Here is a 24,427-nt window from a genome sequence, read left to right on the forward strand (position 1 = left end):
GCTGGCTTAGCATGACAGATTGCCTCCACCACGCTCCCATGTCAAATATATGATTTCCGACCCTGTGAGTCGTATAAAATATCACAAGTCTGAATTTGAATAGTTAGCCATATGAATCTGGAACTGCGTCAGCTGCGCTATTTCGTCACCGTCGCCGAGGAACTCCACTTCGGCAAGGCGGCGCTGCGCCTGCACATGACGCAGCCGCCGCTGTCGCAGACAATCCAGGCGCTGGAGGAGCTGCTGGGCGCCGTGCTGTTCGAGCGCAACCGCCGCAGCGTGGCGCTGACGCCGGCCGGCCTGGCGCTGCTGCCGGAAGCGCGGCGCATGCTGGCGCAGTCGCTGGAGCTGCCGCAGCTGGTGCAGCGCGCCGCCGCCGGCGAGGTCGGGCGGCTGACGCTGGCCTTCGTCTCGTCGGCCGACTACAGCGTGCTGCCGCCCTTCCTGCGCGCCTACCGCGCCGCGTATCCGCAGGTGCAGATCACGCTGCAGGAAGCCACGTCCGACCTGCAGCTTGACGACCTGCTGCAGAACCGCATCGACGCCGGCCTGCTGATCCCCCCGCTGCCGGACAAGGCGAAGCTGGAACTCGACTACCTGCCGGTGCTGAACGAGCCGCTGGTGCTGGCCTTGCCGGCCGGGCTGCCGGCGCTGAAAAAGAAGGGCAAGCTGGCGTTGGCGGCATTGCCGCCGCTGCCGCTGATCGTCTTCCCGCGCGCGATCTCGCCGCCGCTGTACGACGCCATCCTGTCGGTGTTCCGCGACGCCGGCATCACGCCGGAGATCGGCCAGCAGGCGATCCAGATGCAAACCATCGTCAGCCTGGTGTCGGCGGGGATGGGCATGGCGCTGGTGCCGCAATCCGTGTCCAACCTGATGCGGCCCGGGGTAGAATACCGGGCGCTGAGCGACGCCACGCCGCTGGTCGAAACCGGCCTGGCCTGGCGCCGCGACAACGCCTCGCCGGTATTGCGCGGCTTTTTGGAACTGCTAAGAAAAGAAATAGGAAAGAACGCCTTATGCTGATACACCCGATGCCCGATCCGATCGCCGTCCATCTTGGACCGGTGGCGATACATTGGTATGGCCTGATGTACGTCCTCGCCTTCGCGCTGTTCATCACGCTGGGGCGCGTGCGCATCAAGCAGCCGCACATCGCCGCGCAGGGATGGCGGAAGGAGGACCTGGACGACATGCTGTTCTACGGCATGCTGGGCGTGGTGATCGGCGGTCGCTTGGGCGAGGTGCTGTTCTACCGTCCCGATTTCTTCTTCTCGAATCCGATCGAGATCTTCAAGGTCTGGCATGGCGGCATGTCCTTCCACGGCGGCTTCCTCGGCGTGCTGATCGCGATGGCGCTGTGGGCGCGCAAGAGCGGCCGCAATCTGCTGGACGTCTACGACTTCATCGCCCCGCTGGTGCCGCTGGGTTACGCCGCCGGCCGCCTGGGCAACTTCATCAACGCCGAACTGCCGGGCCGCGTGGTGACGGACCAGTCGCTGCCGTGGGCGATGATGTGGCCGGACACGAACTACCCGCTGTCGCCGAATCCCGTGTTCCTGCAAGGCCTGCGCCATCCGTCGCCGATCTACCAGTTGCTGATCGACGGCCTGCTGGTGTTCGTGATCCTATGGCTGTTCTCGCGCAAGGAGCGCCCGCGCCTGGCGGTCGGCGCGATGTACACGCTACTGTACGGCTGCGCGCGATTCTTCACCGAATACTTCCGCACACCGGACTGGGAGACCACCATCCTCGGCATGCCGATCACCTCCGGCCAGGTGCTGTCGCTGCCGATGATCGTCGGCGCGCTGGCCATGCTGGGGTGGGCTTACAAGGTCAGGCAGAAAGGCCGCGCGCCGGTCTAAAAATCCGTAAAAATCCGGGGTCAGATCTGACATTTGGACACGGGCCCTGCCGTAGCCGCAGCTACGGCAGGGCCCGTGTCCAAATGTCAGATCTGACCCCGGATTTATAGCGCCTTGCGCAGCATGTAGGCGGCGAGGCAGTAGAGCACGATCGCGAAGATTTTCCTGAGGGTCTGCACCGGCAGCTTGTGCGCGGTGCGTGCGCCCAGCGGGGCCAGTGTGACGCTGGCCGCCGCGATCACCACCAGCGCGGGCAGGTAGACAAAGCCCAGCGAATACACCGGCAAACCCGGCTCGCCCCAGCCGTAATAAATATTCGACAGCGTGCCGGCCAGCGCGATCGGGAAGCCCAGCGCCGCGCTGGTCGCCACCGCGTTGTGGATGCGGACATTACACCAGGTCAAGAACGGAATCGACAGGAAGCCGCCGCCGGCCCCCACAAGTCCCGCCACCAGGCCGATCACGATGCCGGCGCCGAACATGCCGCCGCTGCCCGGCAGTCCGCGCTGCGCCATGCCTTCCACAGCTGCGGGCTTCTTAGCCAACAGCATCTGCGTGGCGGAGAAGGTCAGGAAGATGCAGAACAATACAGCCTGTCCCGCCGAACTCATTTGCTTGGCGATCCACGGCCCGCACCACGCGCCGAGCAAGATCCCCGGGGCCAGCAGCAATGCCACCCGCCACAGCACTGCGCCATGCTGGTGATGCGCGCGCACCGACGACATCGACGTGAACAGGATCACGCCCAGCGACGTCGCCACCGCCATGTGGATAATCGCCGCCTCGGGAAAACCCTTGGCGCTGAAGATCATCGTGATGAACGGCACCAGTATCATGCCGCCGCCTATGCCCAGCAGGCCCGCCGCGAAGCCGCCGATGGCGCCCATCAGCAGCAATATCAGCACCAGGCCGATATCCATCAGCCGCCCTTCTTCAGCAGCTTGACGATGGTGTTCCACTGCCCCGCCGTCACCGGCGTGATCGACAGGCGGCTGCCTTTTTGCAGCACCACCATGTCCTCCAGCGCCGCTATCGTGCGCATCTCGGCCAGCGGCAGCAAACGTGTTTTCTGCGTGCCCTTGACGTCGACCGAGATCCAGCGCGGCTGTTCCGGCGTGGCCTTGGGATCGAAGTACTTGCTGTCCTTGTCGAACTGCGTGGCGTCCGGATACGGTCCGCCCACCACCTTGGCCAGGCCGGCGATGCCCGGTTCCGGGCAGCTGGAATGATAGAACAGCACACCGTCGCCGTCCTTCATGCCGTCGCGCATGAAGTTGCGCGCCTGGTAGTTGCGCACGCCGAACCACGGCGTGGTCTGGTCCGGCGACGCCATCACGTCGTCGATGCTGACTTCATCAGGCTCGGATTTCATCAACCAATATTGCATGAGCATCTCCAAACAAAAACGTCCAGACGAAAAAAAGCGGCTGCGCACTCACATGCTTGCAACCGCTTCTTATGGATAAGGCCCCGCCTGTGCCGTCTTTGCCGGCATCCCGAACCAAACGGTTCAAGGTGGTCACAGTTAGTTCAATTTCGGGTTCATCGGACTAGCGACGCTCACGCCCATCGAACAAAATTCCGCAACCGGTGCACATAAATGGTTCAAGGAATATATGGCAATCGCGAACACCGCAGGGTGAAACGAAGTTTACTCTCTTGTCCGCCGCAAAGGAAGAAGTTTAGCGAATTAAAACAGGGTTTCTTGTGGAGTCAGCGCGCTATCGAGCACTTTGTGCATGGCCGCGATCTTGGTCTGCACTTCCAGTATAGACATGTCCGACAACGGACCTTGCGGCGCCTTCACCGACAGGAACTCCGCCGCCATGCCCAGCGCCGCCATCACGGCGATGCGGTCGTTGCCCTTGACCTTGCCGGCGTCGCGGATGCTGGTCATCTTCTTGTCCAGGAATGCGGCGGCCTCGCGCAACGCGCGTTCCTCGTCCTCTTTGCAGACCAGGCGATACGACGCCCCCATGATGGTGACATCCAACTGTATCATCGTACATCCTCGTTTTCAGGCTGGTCGTCCTCTTCGGCGTCGCCGTCGAGCGCGGGGATTTTTTCCAGCAAAGCCTCGATGCGGCTGGACGCTTCGTCCAGCTTGCGCTGGTAGCCCATGTTCTCCACCACGAGGGCGGCATTGGCTTGGCGCAATTGCGCGTTTTCCCGGCGCAGTGCCACGGTCATCTCGGCCAGCTGGTCGATTTTGTCGGATAGTTCTTGGAATTCTGAAATCATCCCGCCACTATAGGGAGCGCGCGTTACGCCGTCAACAGAATCGCACGCTTGCCCGGAATATTTGGCGGGCAAGCGGCCGATTTATTTCCTCGCTGCCAATGTCGTGGCGAATATTGCTACTTTGCCAGCAAGCGTGGCGTAATACTGACAGCGCCCTCGATGCCGCTGGCCTGCCCCGGTTCCGCCTCGACGATGACGTTGATGTCGCGCTTCCCCGGTCCGGCCGGCAGCGGCAGGTCCAGCGCCGCCAGCGCGTAGCTGTCCTTCTGGCCGAGCAGCTTGCCGTTCAGCCAGACCTCGGCCTTGCCGCGTATGCCGGCAAAGTGGATCTGGCCGCTGCCGTCCGCCAGATTCTTGCGCGCCGTGAAACTGGCACGATACAGATGGTATCGGCCCGGCTTCTCCGCGCCGGCGATCATCGGCGGCGAGCCCCAGCCCCAGGTGTTCATGTCGAAGCCGGCCAGCTGCTGGTTCGGATCCGGACGCTGGTCGCCGTCCGGCGCGATGCGCCAGCTGCGCACGAAGGTCAGCGGCGCTTCGGCCGCCGCCACGTACGGCTGCTCCGGCACGGCCTTGACCGGAATGCTGATGTGCGCTGGCGCCAGTCCCGGCGCGGTGGCGACGACGTCGATGGCGTCCTTGCCGGCGTAGTCGGTCTGCACGATCAGTTGCGCCAGGCCGTTGAACAGGCGCCGCGTGGCGCCCTTCTCGTCTTCATGCGAATTCGGATCGCCGTTGCCATGGCCGATGGAACGGCCGCCGCCCTTCACCGCGAACGTCACCTGCGCATCGGCCAGCGGCACCGCGCGGCCTTGCGCATCGAGCGCGCGCACGGTGATCGGCATCGCATCGCGGCCGTCGCCGGCCAGTTGCGCGCGGTCCGGCACCAGTTCCAGCGCGACAGCGGCGCCGGTGGTTTCCACCGAGGTGCGCGCCACTTCCTTGCCGCCCCGGTAGCCGATCGCCTCCAGCTTGCCCGGCGCATAGGCGACGTTGAAGAAGTTCATCCGGTACGGATCGACCTTCTGCTCACCCAGCGAACGGCCATTGAGCAGCAACTCCACGCGCTCGACGTTGGCCATCACCATCACGCGGATGTCCTTGCCTTCGCTGCCGCTCCAGTTCCAGTGCGGCGCAATGTGGATCAGCGGCCGGTCCTTGATCCACTGTACCTGGTGGATGTAGTAGGCGTTCTTCGGAAAACCGTTCAGGTCCATGATGCCGAACACCGAGCTGACCGACGGCCATTCGTTAGGCGTCGGCTCGCCACGATAGTCAAAGCCGGTCCAGACGAAACCGCCCGCCACATAAGGCCGCGTGGCGATGGCTTCCCATGCGTCGCGGTGCGTGTTGCCCCACTCGGCCGCGTCGTCGTCGTAGCTGGCGATCAGGTTCTTCTCTCGCACAGTCTTGAACTCGCCCCGAGTCATGAAGGCGGAGGTGTCCTCCGAGCTGGTGAACGGCTTGTCCGGATGCGCCTTGTGATAGCGGTCGTAGTCCGGCACCTGGTAGTTGGCGCCGACCACGTCCACCGCGTGCGACACGTTCAGCTCCGTCAGGAAGCCGCCGTTCATCGCGGCCGTGACAGGCCGCGTGTCGTCCAGCGCCTTCACCGCGGCCGACATGCGGCGCACCATCTCATAGCCCACTTCGGTGGCCTGCACCGGCTCCTCGTTGAATACCGACCACAGGATCACGCCCGGATGATGGCGGTCGCGCTTGACCATCCATTCCAGCTGCTTCATGTAATCCGGCGACGGATTGAAATTGCGGTTCTCGTCCATGACGAGGAAACCCATGCGGTCAATCAGGTCCAGCACCTCCGGCGCCGGCGCGTTGTGCGAGAAGCGTATCGCGTTCACGCCCAGTTCCTTCAGGCGGCGCAGGCGATATTCCCACACCGAGTCCGGCACGGCGACACCAACGCCCGCATGGTCCTGGTGGATGCACACGCCCTGCAGCTTCATATGCACGCCGTTCAGGAAGAAACCCTGCGCCGCGTCGAAGCGTATCGTGCGGAAGCCTGTATGCAGCGATACCTCATCGAGCGCCTCGCCGTCCTGCAGCACGCGCGTGGCGATCCGGTACAGATTGGTTTTCTCCAGCGACCACAAGGCCGGGTTGGCGATGGACAGCGGCACCTGCACGGTGCTGCTGGCCAGCACACCCAGACGCGCGGCGACGCTGCGGCGCGCCACCTGCTTGCCTGCCGGGTCGAACACCGTCACCTCCACCGTCACGGCGGCGGCCTGCTTGCCGCTGTTGTCCAGCGTGACCTCGACCGGAATGGTCCACTGCCCATTCTTGCCGGCGCGCGGGGTGGCGTGCACGCCATCGGTGACCACGTGCACCGGATTGCGCTTGACCAGCCAGGCATGGCGGTACATGCCTGCGCCCTCGTACCACCAGCCCTCCATCGCCTCGGCGTCGGCGCGGATGGCGATGGTGTTGGTCTCGCCGCCGTAGCGGAGATAGGGCGTGATGTCGATGTAGCTGGCGTTGTAGCCGGACCAGTTGCGGTTCACCACATTGCCGTTGACCCAAACCGTGGCATGGGTGGCGATGGCGTCGAACTGCAATTCAAAATGGCGGCCGCGATCTTTCGGATCGACCTGCAGATAACGGCGATACCAGCCGATGCCGCGCGGGCGGTAGCCCTGCGACACGTTGGCGTTGGGGTCGAACGGGCCTTCGACGGCCCAGTCGTGCGGCAGGTCGAGATGGCGCCAGTCGGAGTCGTCGAATTCGTTGCCGGCCGCGCCGCCGGCGTTGCCGGCCTTGGCGTTGCCGTAGGATTCGCCGTGTCCCTTGATTGGGGGTTCGACGATGTCGCCCAGATGGAACAGCCAGCCGCGGTCCAGCGACAAACGCTCGCGGCCCGGCGCCGCCTGGGCACAAGCGCACGCCAGCAACAGCACTGCGGCGCACAGGCGCCGCCAATTCAGCATCAATGGTTTCAATCCGACCTCCCGAAGTAAAAAAAACGGAGCAGCGCCATCACGCACCGCTCCGCCAAACCACGATAAAACTCGATTACAGCTTGAACGAAAGACCCAGGTTGAAGCGGCGGCCGAACTCCGTCACTTCCTGCTGCACAGGGATGTTGGCGCTGGTGTAGACAGCCTTCTGGTTGGTCAGGTTGTCGATGCCGAAGCGCAGTTGAATCTGCGGCGTCAGTTGCTTGGCCAGGTTCAGCGTGACGTAGGTTTCGGCTTCGTTCATGATCAACTGGCCGGCGCCCCAGGTCGGGTTGCGCACAAACGCGCTGTGATAGTTGGCCGAAACGCGCGCTTCGTAGCCAGCCTTCTCGTACCACAAGGTCACGCCGCCGTTGCTCTTCATCAGGCCTTCGATCGGATACGGATTCACCGCCGGCGTCTGCTCATGGATGTTGCTGGTGGTGTAGGCGTAGTTGCTGGCGATGCCCAGGCCGTCGAACGGCGCCGGTAGCGACGTGAAGGCCTGCTGGTACACCAGCTCCAGGCCGCGGATATCGCCGCCGTTGCCGTTGACCGAACGGGTGATGGTGGCGGCACGGCCATTCAGGATCGCACTGTTGTCGCTGGTGATGGCGATATAGCGCGAGACCTTCTTGTAGAACGCGCCGGCCGACAGCAGCGAACCTTTGCCGAAGTACCACTGGTACGCCAGGTCCACCTGGTTGGCCATCATCGGCTTCAGCTCGGGATTACCGGCGCTGCCGGTGACCGGCTGGGACGTATCGGTCACCAGGTTCAGATTGCGCGATGCGCGCATCTCGTCCAGCGGCGCCCGCGACATGGCGCGCGCCACGCTGAAGCGCACCTGGCGTTCCTGTGCCTCGTCCATGTTGAAGATCAGATTCATGCTAGGCAGGATCTCGTTGTAGGAAGTTCCGCCCTCCACCGCCGTTGCCGCGGCGCCGTTCAGCGACTGCATGCCATAGCCGGTCTGCGAGGTGTGCACGAAGCGCACGCCGACGTTGCCGCGATAGGTCTTGCCGAAGGCTTCGCCGTCCAGGTCACCCTGCACAAAAGCCGAAGTGCTGCGCTCCTTGACCTTCCAGCCGGCCAGCAGATCTTCCTGCGACTGCGGGCGGCCGTCAGGATTGAAGGCGTCCTTGCCGAAGGCCGCAGCGGTCGAAGCGCCAAAGTCCTTCAGTGCGATAAACGAGGGGAAGCCGCTGACGTAGACCGTCTCGTAGGCCGATGCCGGAATCGCTGCGGTGGGGTTGATCTGCCAGGTGGTCTGGCGATAGCTCTTCTCGCGGTCGGTGGCACGCAAGCCCACCTTCAGGCGGCTGATGATGCTGCCCTCGATAGGACGCGAAGCGCTCAGGCTCGCCGCGTTCAGCAGGTCCTTGATATGGCCGTCGGTATTGACATACAGCGTCGGCGCGCCGAAGTTGGCCGGATTGCCGGTGTCCATGCCGAAGTTGTAGCTCTGGTGTTCGTCGCCGGTGAAGTCCCAGGTGATGGTGGTCGGGTTGTTCGAATACTGGCGCACGTCGCCCCACTGGCTGCTGCGCATCGCGTGGGAACTGGACAGATCGGTTTCCACCTTCCAGTCGCCGACGTTGAACTTGCCGTTCACGCCGCTGGCGGCAACGCTGGTGTCCTGTATCCACAGGTAGTCGTTGGTGACCAGGCTGGTGTTCGACAGCGTGCCGCCCGCCACGTAGCCGTTGCGGATATCGAGCTTGCTGAAGTTGCCGGATTCGTAGCCGTCCCAGTTACCCAGGTCGCCGGTCCAGTGCTGCAGGCCCGGCTCGCGGATCGCGGCCTTGGCGTAGTACGTATCGGCGGTGATCAGCGCGTCGTTCGACGGTTTCCATTCGACCTTGCCCAGCAGGCTGGTACGCTTGTCCTTGCCGCGCTTGACCTCGTCCTGGAAGCCCCACGGCGTCTTGTCGACCTTGCCGTCGCCATTCAGGTCGGCGGAATGGTCCTCGTTGAAGCCCCAGTGGCGCACGTTCTTTTGCAGCGAGGGCTGGTCCTGGTAGCTGAAGGCCAGCGCCACACCCAGGGTCTTGTTGTTGAACTGGTCGATGTAGACCCCGCCCAGGCGCGGCGCGGTCTTGTCGGCGCCGCCGATGTCCTTGGCCAGCGCGTAGTACAGCGCGTCCGCCTTCAGCGACACCTGGCGGCCGTTGTACTTCAGCGGCGAGACGGTTTGCAGGTCGATGGTGGTGGCGACGCCGCCTTCCACCAGCTCGGCGTTCTGCGTCTTGTAGACGGTGGCGCCGCTCAGCGACTCCGACGGAAACTGCTCGAAGCGCACCGCGCGGTTGGGTTCCGACGACGCCAGTTCGCGGCCGTTCAAGGTGGCGCCGATGAAGCGCGGGCCCATGCCGCGCGCGACGATCTGGCTGGCGTTGCCGCGATCCAGGCCGGACGACAGGCCTGGCAGGCGCGCCAGCGATTCGGCGATGGTGGTATCCGGCAGCTTGCCGATGTCTTCCGACGACACCACTTCGACCATCGAGTTGGAGGCTTCCTTGGCGGCCAGCGCGTTGCGCACCGAGGCGCGGATGCCGGTCACGTTGACTTGCTGGATATCGCCGGCGGCCGCGGCTTCCTGGGCCAGCGCTTGTTGTACGAGCAGGGGGGACGTGAAAAGCGTGGCAATGAGCCAGCTCATTTTTTTATGTTTCAATTGCATCTCCAGTGTTTGTTTTGGCTTCGTCTCTTTGTTCTTGGACGAATAACTGGATGCTAACGAAACAAGTTTGCGCATTCCAATAGCTTATTGCGCATGGGCCATACCAAGATCGTATATCAGGACTGGAGAGGCTTCCGATAATGCGGGTACATGCTGGCCGCGGCGTCGCGCAAGGCGAGCAGCATCGCATCCGCACCAGGCGAGAGCTGGTGTCGTTTGCGCGTCACAATGCCGAACGAATCCATGCTGACGCCGAGGTCGAACGGCAGCACGGCCATCAGGCCCGCGTCCAGATACGACTGCACGGCGTCGTACGGCAGCGCGACGATCATGTCGCTGCCCATCAGCAGGCTGGCCACGACAGGCAAGTCGAGCGTCTCGACCGTTTCGGCGGGCTGCTCCAGGCCGTGCGACAGGAACAGCGCGGTCAGGCGGTCGCGCAGGATGCTGCCGGCCGGCGGCAATATCCAGCACTGCTCCATCAAGTCTTCCAGCCGCAGGTCGGTGCGGCTGGCCAGCGAATGGCCGGCGCGCGCGATCAGCAGGTGCGGCTCGTCGGTCAGCGGTTCGAAATTGAGTTCGTCGGCGGCGGCCGTGTCGAGGATGCGGCCGACCACCAGATCCAGGTCGCCGCTGCGCAGTCGTTCGACCAGCCCTTTGCTGGTCGACATGCTGACCGAGACGTGCACGCGCGAGTGGCGCGACTTCAGCAGGTTGATCGCCTTCGGCACCAGGCCGGTGGCCGGCGCCAGCACCGTGCCGATGCCCACGCGTCCGCGCAGGCCGGACAGCAGCTCCATCACTTCCTGGTGCGCCGCGTCCATCTCCGCCAGCGCTGCGCCGGCGCGGCGTATCAGCACCTTGCCGTACCAGGTCGGCGCCACGCCGCGCGACAGGCGCTCGAACAGCTGCACGCCGAGGGCGTGTTCCAGCTCGCCCAACAGTTTGGACGCGCCGGGCTGGGTCAGGTTGGCCGCCTGTGCCGCGTGGGCGATCGATCCGTGCCGGCCCAGCTCGACCAGCAAGACCAGATGGCGGGTTTTCAGGTGGGAGCGGACGAAGCGGTCGGAGCTGGAATCAGTCATAGGGGTGATTTTTTTGATCGCCCATCATAAGGGCGGGCTGGTGCAGCGTCAATCACCGTGGCGCGGAAGTTGGGAATCGGCGACTCCAGGCCTTGCAGGACGACTCAAGCGAGGCTGTCGTCGAACAGCGTATCGGCGACGCCCGGCGCCAGTCCCGCCGCCAGGTCCGGCGGCAGGCCATACAAGCCGCCGCGCGCGCCCAGCAACAGCAGTTGCTTCAGGTCGGCACCGCCGAAAGCCACGCTGGCCGCCGCCTCGCGCGCCAGCGCGATCTGCTGGCGCACCTGGCCCTCGCCGTCGTACTGCACCAGCGCGCCGCCCTGCACGCTCCACAGCATGTCCTCGCTGTCGACGACGGCCGCGCCGGCGCCCGGCTCGACCAGCTGCGCAAAGGCGCGCACGTCGCCGACCTTGGCGCGCTCGGCGTCGTAGCTGCATTGCAGGATGTCGCCGCCGGCGGCGTCGGCAAAGAACATCCGCGTGCCGTCGGTGCTGAAGGCGATGCTGCCCGCCGTGACCACCACTGGCAGCGCCAGCCGGCGCAGGCCGTGGCGCTGCGAATATTGATAGAAGCTGCCGATCGGCCGCTGGTCGGCGCCGGTGTTAGCGGTACCAAAGACGAAATGGCCATGCCGGTCCGCGCAACCGTCGCTGATGATCGTGCGCGGTTCGGCGGCGTCGATGGTGACCAGCACCTGGGCCTGCAGCGGACGGCTGGTCTGTCCGGCCAAGGGCAAGTCGACCATGCCGAGGCGCTTGCCGAGGCCGAGCAGCACCCGACCGGACGCCGTGCACGCCATGACGCCGGCGCTTTCCTGCAGGCGCACGCCGCTGGGCATGCCGGCCGGCGCCGGCCAGGCGTACAGCTGGCTGCCTTTCGGGTCCGGCCAGCGCCAGCAGCTGCATGTCGCGTCCCAGCGCAACGCGCTGCCGGCCTGGCCGACGCGTATCAACATGATGCCGGGAGTGGAGGCGACGGACGTACTGGTAGGACTCATGCGGCGGGTGCTCCGGAAAAAGTAGTGGCTATGCGCAAGTCTAAGCGCCCCCCGCCATTCGCAGATATGAATAAATCGCCCGCTGCCATGCCGATATCTGATAGCTTGTGGAAGCGCTCCCTCTGCTATCCGATATTGATATGGCTAGTTTCGAATTAATCATATTTCCGGTCTAGCGACCCGGCTTAGACTGGACGCTGTTCCTGAACTCACCTCCTCTCCTATGAAAATCATCAAACTGACGACCTACCGTGTTCCTCCGCGCTGGATGCTGCTCAAGATCGAAACCGATGAAGGCGTCGTCGGCTGGGGCGAGCCGGTCATCGAAGGCCGCGCCCGCACCGTGGAGACCGCGGTGCAGGAAATGGAGCCGTTCCTGATCGGCCAGGACCCGGCCCGCATCAACGACCTGTGGCAAACCATGTACCGCGCCGGCTTCTATCGCGGCGGCCCCATCCTGATGAGCGCCATCGCCGGCATCGACCAGGCGCTGTGGGACATCAAGGGCAAGGTGATGGGCCAGCCGGTCTACGAACTGCTGGGCGGCCTGGTGCGCGACCGCATGAAGACCTACAGCTGGGTGGGCGGCGACCGGCCGGCCGACGTCATCGAAGGCATCCGCGCGCTGCGGGTGGCCGGCTTCGACACCTTCAAGATGAACGGCACCGAGGAAATGGGCATGCTCGATACCGCCGCCAAGGTCGACGAGGCGGTGGCCCGCGTGGCCGAGATCCGCGAGGCCTTCGGCAATACAATCGAGTTCGGCCTGGACTTCCACGGCCGCGTGGCCGCGCCGATGGCCAAGATACTGATGCGCGAGCTGGAGCCGTATCGCCCGCTGTTCATCGAGGAGCCGGTGCTGGCCGAGCAGGCCGAATACTACCCGCGCCTGGCCGAAATGACGTCGATACCGATCGCCGCCGGCGAGCGCATGTACTCGCGCTTCGAGTTCAAGAACGTGTTCGCCGCCGGCGGCCTGTCCATCGTGCAGCCGGACCTGTCGCACGCCGGCGGCATCACCGAATGCATGAAGATCGCCTCGATGGCCGAAGCCTACGACATCGCGCTGGCGCCGCACTGCCCGCTCGGCCCGATCGCGCTGGCGGCCTGCCTGCACGTGGACTTCGTCTCGTACAACGCCGTGCTGCAGGAGCAAAGCATGGGCATCCACTACAACCGCGGCGGCGAGCTGCTGGACTACGTGGTCAACAAGGAGGATTTCAAGATCACCGACGGCTACATCAAGCCGCTGTCCAAGCCCGGCCTGGGCGTGGTGGTGGACGAGGAACGCGTGATCGAGGCCAGCCGCAATGCGCCAGACTGGCGCAACCCGTTGTGGCGGCACGCCGACGGCAGCGTCGCCGAGTGGTAAGCGCGGTACAGCGTCCACAATAATAACGACACTGGAGACGACATGTCCTTGATGTTATGCCGGTTACGCCGCCATTCAGGCGCCGGGCTGCTGCTCGGCGTCCTGGCGGCCAGCATGGCGGGCGTGGCCAACGGGGACACGCTGTCCATCGACGCCAGCGCACCTGCGCCGGCGCCGCGCGCAGCCGCCCTGCGCATGGGCAGCGCCGTCGCGCCCAACGGCGACAAGCTGGGCGCCAACGCGCGCTACCTGACCCGCAACGGCGCCCCGTGGCTGCCGGTGATGGGAGAATTCCACTACAGCCGCACGCCCGCCTCGCAATGGGAAGCGGAGCTGCGCAAGATGAAGGCCGCCGGCGTCGACATCGTCTCCAGCTACGTGATGTGGAACCATCACGAGGAAATCGCCGGCAAGTTCGACTGGAAGGGCGAGCGCGACCTGCGCCGCTTCGTGCAGCTGGCCGGCAAGGCCGGGCTGGACGTGGTGGTGCGCGTCGGTCCGTGGGCGCACGCGGAAGTACGCTTCGGCGGCGTGCCCGACTGGGTCGTCAACGCGATGCCGACCCGCTCCAGCGACCCGCAGTACATGGCGCTGGTGGAGAAGCTGTACGCGCAGATCGGCGCCCAGCTCAAGGGCCAGTTGTGGAAGGATGGCGGCCACGTGATCGGCATCCAGCTGGAAAACGAATACAACATCGACGGTCCCGGCAAAGGCGCGGCGCACATCGCCGCGCTGAAGCAATTGGCGCTGAAGGCGGGCATGGACGTGCCCTACTACACCGTGACCGGCTGGGACGGCACCATCTATCCGAGCGGCGAAGTGACGCCGGTGTTCGGCGGCTATCCCGACGAGCCGTGGGGCACCAGCACCGCCGAACTGCCGCCCAAGGAAACCTATGCGTTCCGCTTCGACACCCGCGTCAGCGGCGACCTCGGTGCGCAGACGGCGGCCCACGCGCCCGGCACGGCGGAGACGGACAAGGACGTCACGCCCTTCCTCGGCGCCGAATACGGCGCCGGCCTGCCGTTCATGTACCGCCGCCGCACGGTGGTGTCGGCAGACGATATCGCGTCGATGCTGCCGGTGCAGCTGGGCTCCGGCCTGAACATGATGGGCTACTACATGTTCCACGGCGGCCGCAATCCGATGGGCCTGGGCGGCACGTCGATGGAAGAAAGTACGCTCAGCGGCGGCTACAACGACACCACCATGATCAGCTACGACTTCCAGGCGCCGCTGGGCCCGGACGGCCAGCAGCGCAAGGTGCTGGAGAAGCTGCGTCCCTTCCACCTGTTCCTGCACGATTTCGGTTCGCGCCTGGCGCCGATGACGGTGCGCAAACCCGATGCCGCGCCGGCCACGCCGGACGACCTGAAGATGGCCCGCTTCGCGGTGCGCAGCGAAGGCGACCGCGGCTTCCTGTTCGTGAACAACCATGTGCGCCAGTATCCGATGGCGGCACAGCAGGCGACGCAGTTCTCGGTCAAGCTGCCGGGCCAGCGCATCACGCTGCCAGGCAAGCCGGTCGATATCGCCGACGGCGCCTATTTCATCTGGCCGCTGAACCTCGACCTCGACGGCGTCAACCTGGTCTACGCCACGGCGCAGCCCCTGGCGCTGCTGGACCAGGGCAAGGCGGGCCTGGTGGCGGTGTTTGCCGCCGGCGCAGGTATCCCGGTGGAGCTGGCGTTCGATGCCGCGCTGGCGCCGCAGATCAAGGCCGGCGGCGCGCAGGTCGCCATGTCTGAAGGCCGCGCGCTGGTGAGCGGCGTGCATCCCGGCGCAGGCGCCGCGCTGACCGTGCAACGCAGCGGCAAGCGTCCGCTGACCGTCGTCGTGCTGACGCCGGAGCAATCGCAGCAACTGAGCGTGGCGGAGCTGGCCGGCCAGCGCCGCCTGATCCTCAGCGCGCAGCAGGCCTGGGTCGGCGACGGCGCGCTGCAAATGCGCTCGGCGGGCGGCAACAAGTTCCGCTTCGCGGTCTACCCGCCGCTGTCCGCGCAACCGAAGGCATCGGCCGGCAACTCCGGCACCACGCTGCGCGCCGCCGGCAACGACGGCATCTTCCAGGCCTTTGAGGCGGAGCTTCCCGTGCGCGACCTGAAGGCCACCGTCACGCAAACGCGCGCGGCGCAGGAAGCGGCGGCCATCGCCATCGGCGGCGGCGCCAAGGCCGCCATGCAGCCGGCGCCGGAAAACTTCAAGGCCGCGGCCAGCTGGCGGATCAACGTCCCGCGCGAACAGCTGCGCGGGCTGGACGACGCGCTGCTGCAAATCGATTTTGTCGGCGACATCGGCCGCCTGTACTCCGGCACGCGCCTGCTGGACGACTGGTACTACAGCGGCTATCCATGGCAGTTCGGCCTGCGCCAGGCCGGCGCCCTGCTCGACCAACCGCTGACCGTATCGGTACTGCCGCTGCGCGCCGACGCCCCCATCTACTTGCCCAAAGAGGCGAGACCAAACTTCGCTGGCCAAACACAAATGGCCTCGGTGCGCGGCGTCAGCGTGATACCCGTGTATCAGCTGCGCGTGACGCCATAAATAACAATATCAACCGGAGATTCAAATGAAACGCACCTTGCTGGCCACCGCAACACTCTGCCTGATGGCAGCCGCCCACGCCGCCGAACCGGTCAAGATCGGCTTCCTCGTCAAACAGGCCGAAGAACCCTGGTTCCAGGACGAATGGCGCTACGCCGAACAAGCCGCAAAGGACAAGGGCTTTACGCTGGTGAAGATCGGCGTGCCGAACGGCGAAAAAATGATGGCCGCGATCGACAACCTGGCCGCGCAAAAGGCGCAAGGCTTCGTCATCTGCGCGCCGGACGTCAAGCTGGGCAAGGCCGTCGAGCGCTCGGCCGCCCGCAACAACCTCAAAGTCATCTCGGTCGATGACCGCCTGGTCGACGGCAGCGGCAAGCCTATCGCCTCGATCCCGCACATGGGCATCTCCGGCTACGCCATCGGCAAGCAGGTCGGCGAAGGCATCGCCGCCGAGATCAAGGCGCGCAAGTGGAATATGGCCGACGTCGGCGCGATCCGCGTCGCCTACGACCAGCTGCCCACCGCCAAGGAGCGCACCATGGGCGCGGTCGACGCGCTGAAAGCGGCCGGCTTCCCGGCCGCGAACGTCATCGACGCGCCGCAGGCCAAGACCGATACCGAAAACGCCTTCAACGCCGCCAACATCGCGCTGACCAAGAACGCGCGCTTCAAGCACTGGGTCGCGGTCGGCCTGAACGATGAAGCGGTGCTGGGCGCCGTGCGCGCCGCCGAAGGCCGCGGCATCAAGGCCGACAACATGGTCGGCGTCGGCATCGGCGGCGCCAAGGCGGCGGAGAATGAATTGAACAAGCCCGCGCCGACCGGCTTCTTCGGCTCCGTGATGATCAGCGCCAAGGAGCACGGCTACCAGACCTCCGTCAACCTGTACAACTGGATCACCGGCAAAGGCGTGCCGCCAGCCGAGGTGCTGACCAAGGGCATGCTGATGACCCGCGCCAACCAGGCCGACGTGCGCAAGCAGATGGGCCAGTAAGATGACCGCGTATCTTCAATTTGACCAGGTCAGCAAGGTCTTCCCGGGCGTGAAGGCGCTCAACGGCGTCAGCTTCGCCGCGCACGCCGGACAGGTCCACGGCCTGCTGGGCGAGAACGGCGCCGGCAAGTCGACGCTGCTCAAGATCCTCGGCGGCCAGTACAAGCCGGACGGCGGACGCCTGCTGGTCGACGGCAAGGAATGCCGCTTCGGCAGCTCCAAGGACGCGATCCAGGCGGGCGTCGCCATCATCCACCAGGAACTGCAATACGTGCCTGAACTGACGGTGGCCGAGAACGTGCTACTGGGCCGCATGCCCACGCGCTTCGGCCTGCTGGACAAGCCGAAAGCCTACCGCCTCGTGGCCGAGAAGCTGGCCGCCATCGGCGTCGACCTGGCGCCGGACGCCAAGCTGGCCGACCTGTCGATCGCGCAGCGCCAGATGGTCGAGATCTGCAAGGCCATCATGCAGGACGCCCAGGTCATCGCCTTCGACGAGCCGACGTCCAGCCTGTCGCACCGCGAAACCGAGATCCTGTTCCGCCTCGTGAAGGAACTGCGCGCCGCCGGCCGCACGCTGATCTACATCTCGCACCGCCTCGAAGAGCTGTACGAACTGTGCGACGCCTGCACCATCTTCCGCGACGGCCGCAAGATCGTCACCCACGACGTGATGGCCGACGTGCCGCGCGAGCGCCTGATCAGCGACATGGTCGGCCGCGAACTGAGCGACATCTACGACTACCGCGCCCGCCCGCTCGGCGAAGAGCGCCTGAAGATACAAGGCCTGGCCGGCAAGCACGTGAAAGGCCCGCAAAGCTTTTCGGTGCGCGGCGGCGAGGTGCTGGGCTTCTTCGGCCTGGTCGGCGCCGGCCGCAGCGAGTTGATGCGCCTGTTGTACAACGCCGATGTGCGCAGCGCCGGCAGCGTGGTGCTCGACGGCCAGACCGTGTCCACCGGCGGCCCTTCCGCCGCGATTGCCGCCGGCATCGTGCTGTGTCCCGAGGACCGCAAGGAACAAGGCATCCTGGCCACGGCCTCGGTGGCGGAGAACATCAACATCAGCGTGCGCCGCAACGATTTGCGCGCGGGCCTGTTCCTGCGCCACAAGCAGGAAGCGGCGCTGGCCGAGGAGTACATCGCCCGCCTGCGCATCAAGACGCCGAACCGCCAGCAGGAGATCCGCCTGCTCTCCGGCGGCAACCAGCAGAAGGTGATCCTGGCGCGCTGGCTGGCCGAACCCGGCCTGAAGGTGCTGATCCTCGACGAACCGACGCGCGGCATCGACGTCGGCGCCAAGAACGACATCTACCGCATCATTCACGAAGTGGCGGAACGCGGCTGCTGCGTGATCGTGGTGTCGAGCGAACTGCCGGAGGTGCTGGGCATCTCAGACCGCGTGATCGTCATGCGCGAAGGCGAAATCTGCGGCGAACTGCCGCGCGCCCAGGCCAGCGAGACCGAGGTGCTGCGCCTTGCGCTGCCCGATTCGGTCATCCCCACCCCTATTGAAACTCCCGCACTTCCCACACGGAGCATTGCATGAACGTCTCACAATTGAATCCTGCCGCGCCGTCCGCGGCGTCCAACGCCCAGCGCCAGTGGCTGGTGGAATACAGCATGCCGCTGGCCTACGTGGTGCTGTTCGCCGTGCTGGCGGTCACCGTTGAAAACTTCTTCTCGCTGACCAACGTGGTCGGCCTGATGCTGTCGGTGGCGCAGATCGGCATGGTCGCCTGCACCATGATGCTGTGCCTTGCCTCGCGCGATTTCGACCTGTCGGTCGGCTCGACCATCGCCTTCGCCGGCGTGCTGGGCGCCATCGTGCTGGAGCAAAGCGGCAGCGTGCTGCTGGCCGTCGGCGCCGGCCTGGCCGCCGGTGCGCTGATCGGCGCCTGCAACGGCGTGCTGATCGCCTACCTGCGCGTCAACGCGCTGATCGCCACCTTGGCGACGATGCTGATGGTGCGCGGTTTGGCCTTCATCGTATCGAAGGGCCAGGCGGTCGGCATCAGCAACGACGCCTTCATCGACTTCGGCGATGCCCGCGTCTTCGGCCTGCCGCTGCCGGTGCTGGTGTGCGCCGGCTGCTTCCTGGTGTTCGGCGTGCTGCTGAACCAGACGGTATTCGGCCGCAATACGCTGGCCATCGGCGGCAATCCGGAAGCGGCGCGCCTGGCCGGTGTGCGCGTCGAGCGGCTGCGCGTATGGATCTTCCTGCTGCAAGGCCTGGTGACCGCGATGGCGGGCCTGATCCTGGCGTCGCGCATCACCAGCGGCCAGCCGAACGCGGCCCAGGGCTTCGAGCTGGACGTGATCTCGGCCTGCGTGCTGGGCGGCGTGTCGCTGCAGGGCGGCAAGGCGCGCATGTTCGGCGTGCTGATCGGCGTGCTGATCATGGGCACGGTGGAAAACGTCATGAACCTGCTGGACGTCGACGCCTTCTACCAGTACCTGATGCGCGGCGTGATCCTGCTGGCCGCCGTGCTGCTGGACCAGCTGAAAACGCGCGGCGAACGCCGCTAAACCGGCCGGGACGCGGCGGCCAGCCGGCGCTGCCGCTCCAGGTTAGCCCGAACAACGCGGGCATGCACCTCATGCCCGACCGCCAGGCGTCGCAGCGTCGCGATCGCGATGAGTGAACCCAGGATCGGCACGCCAAAGGCAAGCAGCTTCATGCCCTGGATGACGGCGTCGGATTGCGCGACACCGGGTACGTAACCCAGCTTTCCCAAGGTCCAGCCTATGGCGACCGCGGATCCCACGCCGCCAGCCTTGAGCAGGACAAGCACGGTGGCGAAAGTGGCCGTCTCGCGCCGCTCGCCATGGCGGAATTCGGCGAAATCCGTCATGTCCGCCAGTATCCCCCAGGGCAGCATGAACACGCCGCCGAAGCCGACGCCGATCAGCGCCGCCGAAGCCGTCAACCACCACGTGTGCTCTCCCGCCATCGAGAAAAGCCAGACGCCGCAGCCGGCCATGCCGTGGCTGGCAGCGAGCAAGACGGTCTTGTCGCGGGAGCGGACGAGGAATATCCATAACGCGGCGCCGGCCAGCTGGCCCAGGGTGATGGTCAGTAAAATCCGACCGGCGAAACCCGGCTCCTTCAACACATACGTCGATATGTAGAGCATCATTTTGGAGAAAACCGGGGTCGCAAATCCGGTGACCAAGGCGACGATGGCGAAGGCCCCGAACAGCCGGTCCAGCTTGGGCAGGATGACTATCCTCGCGGACGGCCGCACCTGGCGCTCTCCGCGGCCGTCCTCTTCCTGCGCCGACCAGGCCGCGAACCACATCGCCGCGCAAAACACCGTCCCGCCTGTCACGCCCAGCCGGGACAACTGGCCGGCGGTGGCGGGCTGGCCGGCGGTGACCATGAATGGCACCAGCACGGTAGCGATGAGCGCGCTGGCCGCCGAGCTGAACACGGTGCGATATCCGGATGCGCGCCCGCGCGCGCGGCTGTCGGTGGCGACACGCGCGAGCAGGCTGTTGTGGGGGACGTCGATGACCGCGTACGCCGCGCGGAAAAAGATAATGACCAGGGCAATCGCCGCGATACTCTTCGCCCCCAGCAACGGCAGGCTGTAGATGAGCACAAACGCGGCGGCACACGGCAGCGTGCCCAATACGATCAGGCGCCGGTAGCCCGTGCCCCTGTTTTGCGCCCAAGCCGCCAACCAGCCCGCGCCCAGGTCAAGCACCAGGTCAGCGCCGAAGACCAGCAGCATCAGCAAGCTGACGCTTTGCGGGTCGATGCCAAGCAGGTCCGTCAGCAGAAACAGCAGCGTCACGTCTACGCTGCCAAGCATCAGGTTCTTGCCGAAATTGCCGCTCGAATAGCCGATCAAGTGCCGGTCCGCCTTCATCCTGTCGAGATAACGGCCCATGATCGCCGGTCCCCTACCAGAAGGAAACCGCGGTGGACGCGTGTATCGGCAACAGCGCGGCGCCCAGTGCGATCGAACTGCCGCCGAGCCGCGACACGCGGATTTCGGTAGCCTGCCGGTGCTCGGGCCAGCGCAGCTGGCCCCGGTTCAGCCTGGCGGCGAGGCGGACCATGATGGATTCCGGCAGCGGACTGGAAAAGATGATCTCGCCCGGATCGAACCAGGAGATCGCGCTGTTGACCACCGATTCCAGCTGCCCGGCCGCCCGGTCCAGCCAGCGTTCGATCAGCGCTTCGTGGCCGACGCTGGCCTCGTCGAAATGCGCGATGGACTGGATCGGACAGCCAGCTTCGCGCAGCACCGACAGCAGGTCCATGGTGGTGGGGCGCGGCCGGTCCATCGGGTACAGCCCGCCAATGTCGCCGGCGCTGCCGAACTCGCCCTTGAGCAGACGCCCGTCCTCGATGACGCCCGCACCGATGCCGTACCCCAGCAAAAACACCACCACCGTCGAGGAGCGCCGTATCGTGTCGTTCAGGTAGTACTCGGCCAGCGCGGACGCGTTGGCGTCATTTTCCAGCATGGTCGGCAAGCCCAGCGCGTTGTCCAGTATCTGGCGCAGCGGGACATTGCGCCATCCCGGCAAGTCATTGACGATGTTCCACTGTCCACCGTCGCGGCCCCGGGGCGGCCCCGGCAGGCCGACGCCGACGCCGAGAAAGCGTCCGCCGAGAAGCCGGTGCTTGGCCGACAGTTCGGTGATCCGCTGCTCCAGCAGTTGCGCGAAACCGAGCGGGTCGGGCGCGCCGACCGCCTCGCTGGTCAGCGCGATGATGCCACCGGCGTAGTCGACCAGCGCGATTTCCAGCACGCCCTTGTGCACCGTCGCACCCACCGCGAAGCCGCCTGCGGCCGAGATCGTCAACGGCACGGTTGGGCGGCCGCGGCCGCTGGTATCGGACGAGGCCTGCTCCTCGACCAAGCCCATGCTGATCAGGTTGCGCGACAGCTTGGTCAAGGCCGAATTGCTCACCTGCAGCGCCATCGACAGTTCGGTGCGCGGCAGCGGTCCCTTGGTCCGAAGCTGCCATAACAAACGTTTTTCTTCTGAAGACAGTTTTAGACGCGCAATTTTCATACATTCATTTATATAAAGGCAATTCTTGTCACACGCCTGTCATATTCTATTTATTTTACAAGTAATAAATAATTATACCAAAAGACCGTGGCTATACTCCGGCTCGACAGCTGCCCCCATCCATTTTCAACCGGAGAAATATGATGAAACGAAAAAATACGCTCGCCCACGGCTGGGCGATCGGCGCCCTGTGCGCCATGGCCGGCCCGGCGTTCGCCCAGGCTGTGCCGGCGGAATCCGGCCCCGCGCCGACGGCGCAGCCGGGTGAGGAAGCCGACATCGCCAGCGTGGTCGTTACAGGGTCGGCCCGTCCCCAGCGCCGTTTCGACGTGTCCTATGCGGTGAACTCGCTGTCGCAGAACGATGTGCAAAAACTCGCCCCGCAAAACATGGCCGACCTGCTGGGCAAGCTGCCTGGCATCCAGGTCGAGGCCACCGGGGGCGAGGTGCAGAACATCACCCGCGTGCGCGGCATTCCGACCGACGATGGCCTGGCGCTGTTCCAGCAGGACGGCCTGCCGCTGTTCACGGAAATCAACGGCTTCTTTTTCCGCGGCGACAGCCTGAACCGTTACGACCTGATGACCAAAAACCTGGAGGTGGTGCGCGGCGGACCGGCCTCGATCTACGCCAGCCAGGCGGCGGCCATCGTCAACAGCGGCACGGTCACCGGCACCGAGACGACCAAGGGCAAGGCGCAGGTGACGCTGGGCACCACCGGCCTCGCGCGCATCGACGCCTACCAGGCGGGCAAGATCGACGACAAGACTTTTTACGCCGTCGGCGGCTTCGTGCGCCAGGATGACGGCCATCGGGACAACGGCTTCCCCAACGACCGAGGCGGCCAGATCCGCGGCAACATCAAGCGCGTGCTGGACTCGGGCACGCTGACGGTCAGCGCCAACTACCTGAACGACCACAACACCTTCTACCTGCCGATCCCGATCTCCGATCCGCGCAACCCGGCGGTGTCGCTCGACAAGTACATCGATTACTTCGACGGCACGATGAATTCGCCGTCGCTGCGCAGCGTGCCCCAGAAATACCTGGACGGCGCCGGCAAGCTGCAGACCGACACGCGCGACCTGGCCGATGGACGCCACCTCGAATACGGCAATATCGGCGTGCGCTATGAAGGCGATCTCGGCAAGTGGCAGCTGTCGGCCAAGGGCGGCATGACCAAGGGCACGCTGGACTTCGACGCGTTTTATTCCACCTCGAACCCGGCCGACGCCACCCAGTTCGCCGGCGGCTTCATGAACGCCGCCAAGACCGCGTTCGGCGCCGTCGACCATCTGGCTTACGCGATCGCCGGCACCAACGGCACCCAGGCTTACAATCCCGCGCTGGCCTCCGGCCTGGTGATGCAGGCGCAATACCGGGCCGCCGGTTCGGACTTCTACTCGAATCAGGCCGATATCAATATCACGCGAAATTTCCAGACCGGCCTGGGCAACCACGACGTCAAGATCGGTTTCTACGGCAGCACCTACGGCCAGACCAGCAAGTCGGTCTACAACGACATGCTGATCGAGGTGCAGGGCAAGCCGCGCACCCTCGACCTGGTCGCCTACTCCGCTTCCGGCGCGGTGCTTGGCTACGTTACCGACAAGGGCGTGCTGCGCTACACCACCACGCTGAACCAGGGCGACGTCGACGCCAAAATGGGCGCGCTCTATGTCAACGATACGTGGGAGGTGTTCGACGGGCTGCGCCTTGACGGCGGCGTCCGCAAAGAGCGTTATCACTACGACGGCTACGCCTTGCTGACCAAGCAGCTGAACCTGGGTGATCCGGCCACCCTGGCCGACGACACGACGCGCGCCTTCACCGGCGACAGGCAGGCGCACAAGTACAACACCGACACCGTCAACTGGACGCTCGGCGCCAACTACGATTTCTCGCAGCGCTTCGGCGGCTACGCCAGGGTGTCGCACCTGGAGGTGCCGCCGTCGATGCAGGTGGCAGCCTCGGTCGATCCGCTGGTCCTGACGACCAAGGCGGATCAATATGAGGTGGGTTTCAAAATGACCGCCGGCCGCTCCTATCTGTATGTGACCGGCTTCTACACGCAATTCGATCCGCTCAACGCCTCCTTCATCGCCTTCAACCCGGTGACGGGGCGCAACGATCAGACCGTGCCGTTCTTCGGCAAGGCCGTGGTGCGCGGCGCCGAGTTCGACGGCGCGCTGCACTTGACGGACCGCTTCTATATCAACGGCTCGCTGACGCTGCAGGATCCGCAATACCGGAACTTCGTCAGCGCCACCGGCGCCGATCCTTCCAAGGTGGTCGGCAACCAGATCATCCGCGAGCCCAGGGTATTCGGCAACATCCGCCCGAATTTCAATTTCAATGTAGGCGACAACCTTGTCGAGCTGTACGGCAGCTACTCGTACACGGGCAAGCGCTACGTCGACTTCTTCGAGGCCACCGCGATGCCGGCATACCACGCCCTCGGCGCGGGCGCGTCCGTCAGCCGCGGCAACTGGAGGCTCCAGGTCGTCGGAGACAACCTGACCAACGCCAAGGGTCTGACCGAAGGCAACACCCGAACGGATACGCTGGCCGGACAAGGCAGCAGGGAAGCGATTTACGGACGTCCCGTGTTCGGCCGCAATTTCCGCCTGGTGCTGAGCAAGGCATGGTGAGTC

18 protein-coding genes and 1 other RNA gene are annotated in these 24,427 nt (G+C 65.2%); 8 read left to right on the forward strand and 11 right to left on the reverse strand.

Annotated elements, in window-relative coordinates; translation table 11 throughout:
• Positions 1-111 precede the first annotated feature (111 nt).
• Together ACSQ3S_RS27750 and lgt are read left to right on the forward strand one after the other, a co-directional pair.
• Positions 112-1,026 carry a LysR family transcriptional regulator gene (locus tag ACSQ3S_RS27750; protein ID WP_353403314.1) on the forward strand — a complete coding sequence of 305 codons (915 nt, stop codon included), beginning with the start codon at positions 112-114 and terminating at the stop codon, positions 1,024-1,026.
• Positions 1,020-1,865, forward strand: a complete 846-nt coding sequence (gene lgt / locus ACSQ3S_RS27755) for a prolipoprotein diacylglyceryl transferase (RefSeq protein WP_436144384.1) — start codon at positions 1,020-1,022, stop codon at positions 1,863-1,865. The genes ACSQ3S_RS27750 and lgt overlap by 7 nt, the downstream gene beginning before the upstream one ends.
• Before the next feature lie 104 nt (positions 1,866-1,969).
• Here lgt and ACSQ3S_RS27760 read toward each other — a convergent pair whose 3' ends face one another.
• From ACSQ3S_RS27760 to ACSQ3S_RS27800, 9 genes are all read right to left on the reverse strand, one after another.
• Entirely contained in the window at positions 1,970-2,785 is an 816-nt protein-coding gene (locus ACSQ3S_RS27760) for a sulfite exporter TauE/SafE family protein (protein ID WP_436145085.1), read from the reverse strand.
• The gene (locus tag ACSQ3S_RS27765; protein WP_413448585.1) at positions 2,785-3,252 is read right to left on the reverse strand and encodes an EVE domain-containing protein; all 468 of its coding nucleotides are present in this window, start codon (positions 3,250-3,252) and stop codon (positions 2,785-2,787) included. Before ACSQ3S_RS27765 ends, ACSQ3S_RS27760 begins: the two co-directional genes overlap by 1 nt.
• Positions 3,253-3,328: 76 nt before the next feature.
• Positions 3,329-3,509: non-coding RNA, 6S RNA (gene ssrS / locus ACSQ3S_RS27770), on the reverse strand.
• 46 nt (positions 3,510-3,555) lie between these two features.
• Positions 3,556-3,867: a cell division protein ZapA gene (locus ACSQ3S_RS27775; protein WP_413448584.1), complete on the reverse strand. Its 312-nt coding sequence runs from the start codon at positions 3,865-3,867 to the stop codon at positions 3,556-3,558.
• The gene (locus tag ACSQ3S_RS27780; protein ID WP_176652903.1) at positions 3,864-4,106 is read right to left on the reverse strand and encodes a hypothetical protein; all 243 of its coding nucleotides are present in this window, start codon (positions 4,104-4,106) and stop codon (positions 3,864-3,866) included. The genes ACSQ3S_RS27775 and ACSQ3S_RS27780 overlap by 4 nt, the downstream gene beginning before the upstream one ends.
• 116 nt (positions 4,107-4,222) lie before the next feature.
• The gene (gene galA, locus ACSQ3S_RS27785; protein ID WP_436144385.1) at positions 4,223-7,066 is read right to left on the reverse strand and encodes a beta-galactosidase GalA; all 2,844 of its coding nucleotides are present in this window, start codon (positions 7,064-7,066) and stop codon (positions 4,223-4,225) included.
• Positions 7,067-7,139: 73 nt separating this feature from the next.
• Positions 7,140-9,725, reverse strand: a complete 2,586-nt coding sequence (locus ACSQ3S_RS27790; protein WP_436144386.1) for a TonB-dependent receptor — start codon at positions 9,723-9,725, stop codon at positions 7,140-7,142.
• Between the two features lie 137 nt (positions 9,726-9,862).
• Positions 9,863-10,831 carry a LysR substrate-binding domain-containing protein gene (locus ACSQ3S_RS27795; protein ID WP_436144387.1) on the reverse strand — a complete coding sequence of 323 codons (969 nt, stop codon included), beginning with the start codon at positions 10,829-10,831 and terminating at the stop codon, positions 9,863-9,865.
• A gap of 104 nt (positions 10,832-10,935) precedes the next feature.
• Positions 10,936-11,829, reverse strand: a complete 894-nt coding sequence (locus ACSQ3S_RS27800) for an SMP-30/gluconolactonase/LRE family protein (RefSeq protein WP_413448581.1) — start codon at positions 11,827-11,829, stop codon at positions 10,936-10,938.
• Positions 11,830-12,052: 223 nt separating this feature from the next.
• Between ACSQ3S_RS27800 and dgoD the strand changes: the two genes are divergently transcribed.
• The 5 genes from dgoD to araH are packed head-to-tail and all read left to right on the forward strand — an operon-like array spanning position 12,053 to position 19,268.
• Positions 12,053-13,201, forward strand: a complete 1,149-nt coding sequence (gene dgoD, locus ACSQ3S_RS27805) for a galactonate dehydratase (RefSeq protein ID WP_436144388.1) — start codon at positions 12,053-12,055, stop codon at positions 13,199-13,201.
• A gap of 42 nt (positions 13,202-13,243) precedes the next feature.
• The gene (locus tag ACSQ3S_RS27810) at positions 13,244-15,745 is read left to right on the forward strand and encodes a beta-galactosidase (protein WP_436144389.1); all 2,502 of its coding nucleotides are present in this window, start codon (positions 13,244-13,246) and stop codon (positions 15,743-15,745) included.
• A 25-nt stretch (positions 15,746-15,770) separates the two neighbouring features.
• Entirely contained in the window at positions 15,771-16,742 is a 972-nt protein-coding gene (locus ACSQ3S_RS27815) for an arabinose ABC transporter substrate-binding protein (RefSeq protein WP_436144390.1), read from the forward strand.
• 1 nt (position 16,743) lies between these two features.
• Positions 16,744-18,288, forward strand: a complete 1,545-nt coding sequence (araG, locus tag ACSQ3S_RS27820; protein WP_436144391.1) for an L-arabinose ABC transporter ATP-binding protein AraG — start codon at positions 16,744-16,746, stop codon at positions 18,286-18,288.
• On the forward strand, positions 18,285-19,268 hold the full coding sequence (gene araH / locus ACSQ3S_RS27825; RefSeq protein WP_176652773.1) for an L-arabinose ABC transporter permease AraH: 984 nt from the start codon (positions 18,285-18,287) through the stop codon (positions 19,266-19,268). The genes araG and araH overlap by 4 nt, the downstream gene beginning before the upstream one ends.
• On the opposite strand, the gene ACSQ3S_RS27830 is transcribed toward araH, so the two are convergent.
• Together ACSQ3S_RS27830 and ACSQ3S_RS27835 are read right to left on the reverse strand one after the other, a co-directional pair.
• A complete protein-coding gene (locus tag ACSQ3S_RS27830; protein ID WP_436144392.1) occupies positions 19,265-20,635 on the reverse strand; it encodes an MFS transporter in 1,371 nt (456 codons plus the stop codon). The two genes, araH and ACSQ3S_RS27830, sit on opposite strands and share 4 nt — an antisense overlap.
• Positions 20,636-20,648: 13 nt before the next feature.
• Complete coding sequence (locus ACSQ3S_RS27835; protein ID WP_353403327.1) at positions 20,649-21,773, reverse strand: ROK family transcriptional regulator; 1,125 nt, start codon at positions 21,771-21,773, stop codon at positions 20,649-20,651.
• A 140-nt stretch (positions 21,774-21,913) separates the two neighbouring features.
• On the opposite strand from ACSQ3S_RS27835, the gene ACSQ3S_RS27840 reads away from it, so the two are divergent.
• On the forward strand, positions 21,914-24,424 hold the full coding sequence (locus ACSQ3S_RS27840; RefSeq protein WP_436144393.1) for a TonB-dependent receptor: 2,511 nt from the start codon (positions 21,914-21,916) through the stop codon (positions 24,422-24,424).
• The last annotated feature ends 3 nt before the right edge of the window (positions 24,425-24,427 follow it).

Origin of the sequence: Duganella sp. LjRoot269 (assembly GCF_964254095.1) — a bacterium.
In the GTDB taxonomy this organism is placed as follows: domain Bacteria; phylum Pseudomonadota; class Gammaproteobacteria; order Burkholderiales; family Burkholderiaceae_D; genus Rugamonas; species Rugamonas hordei.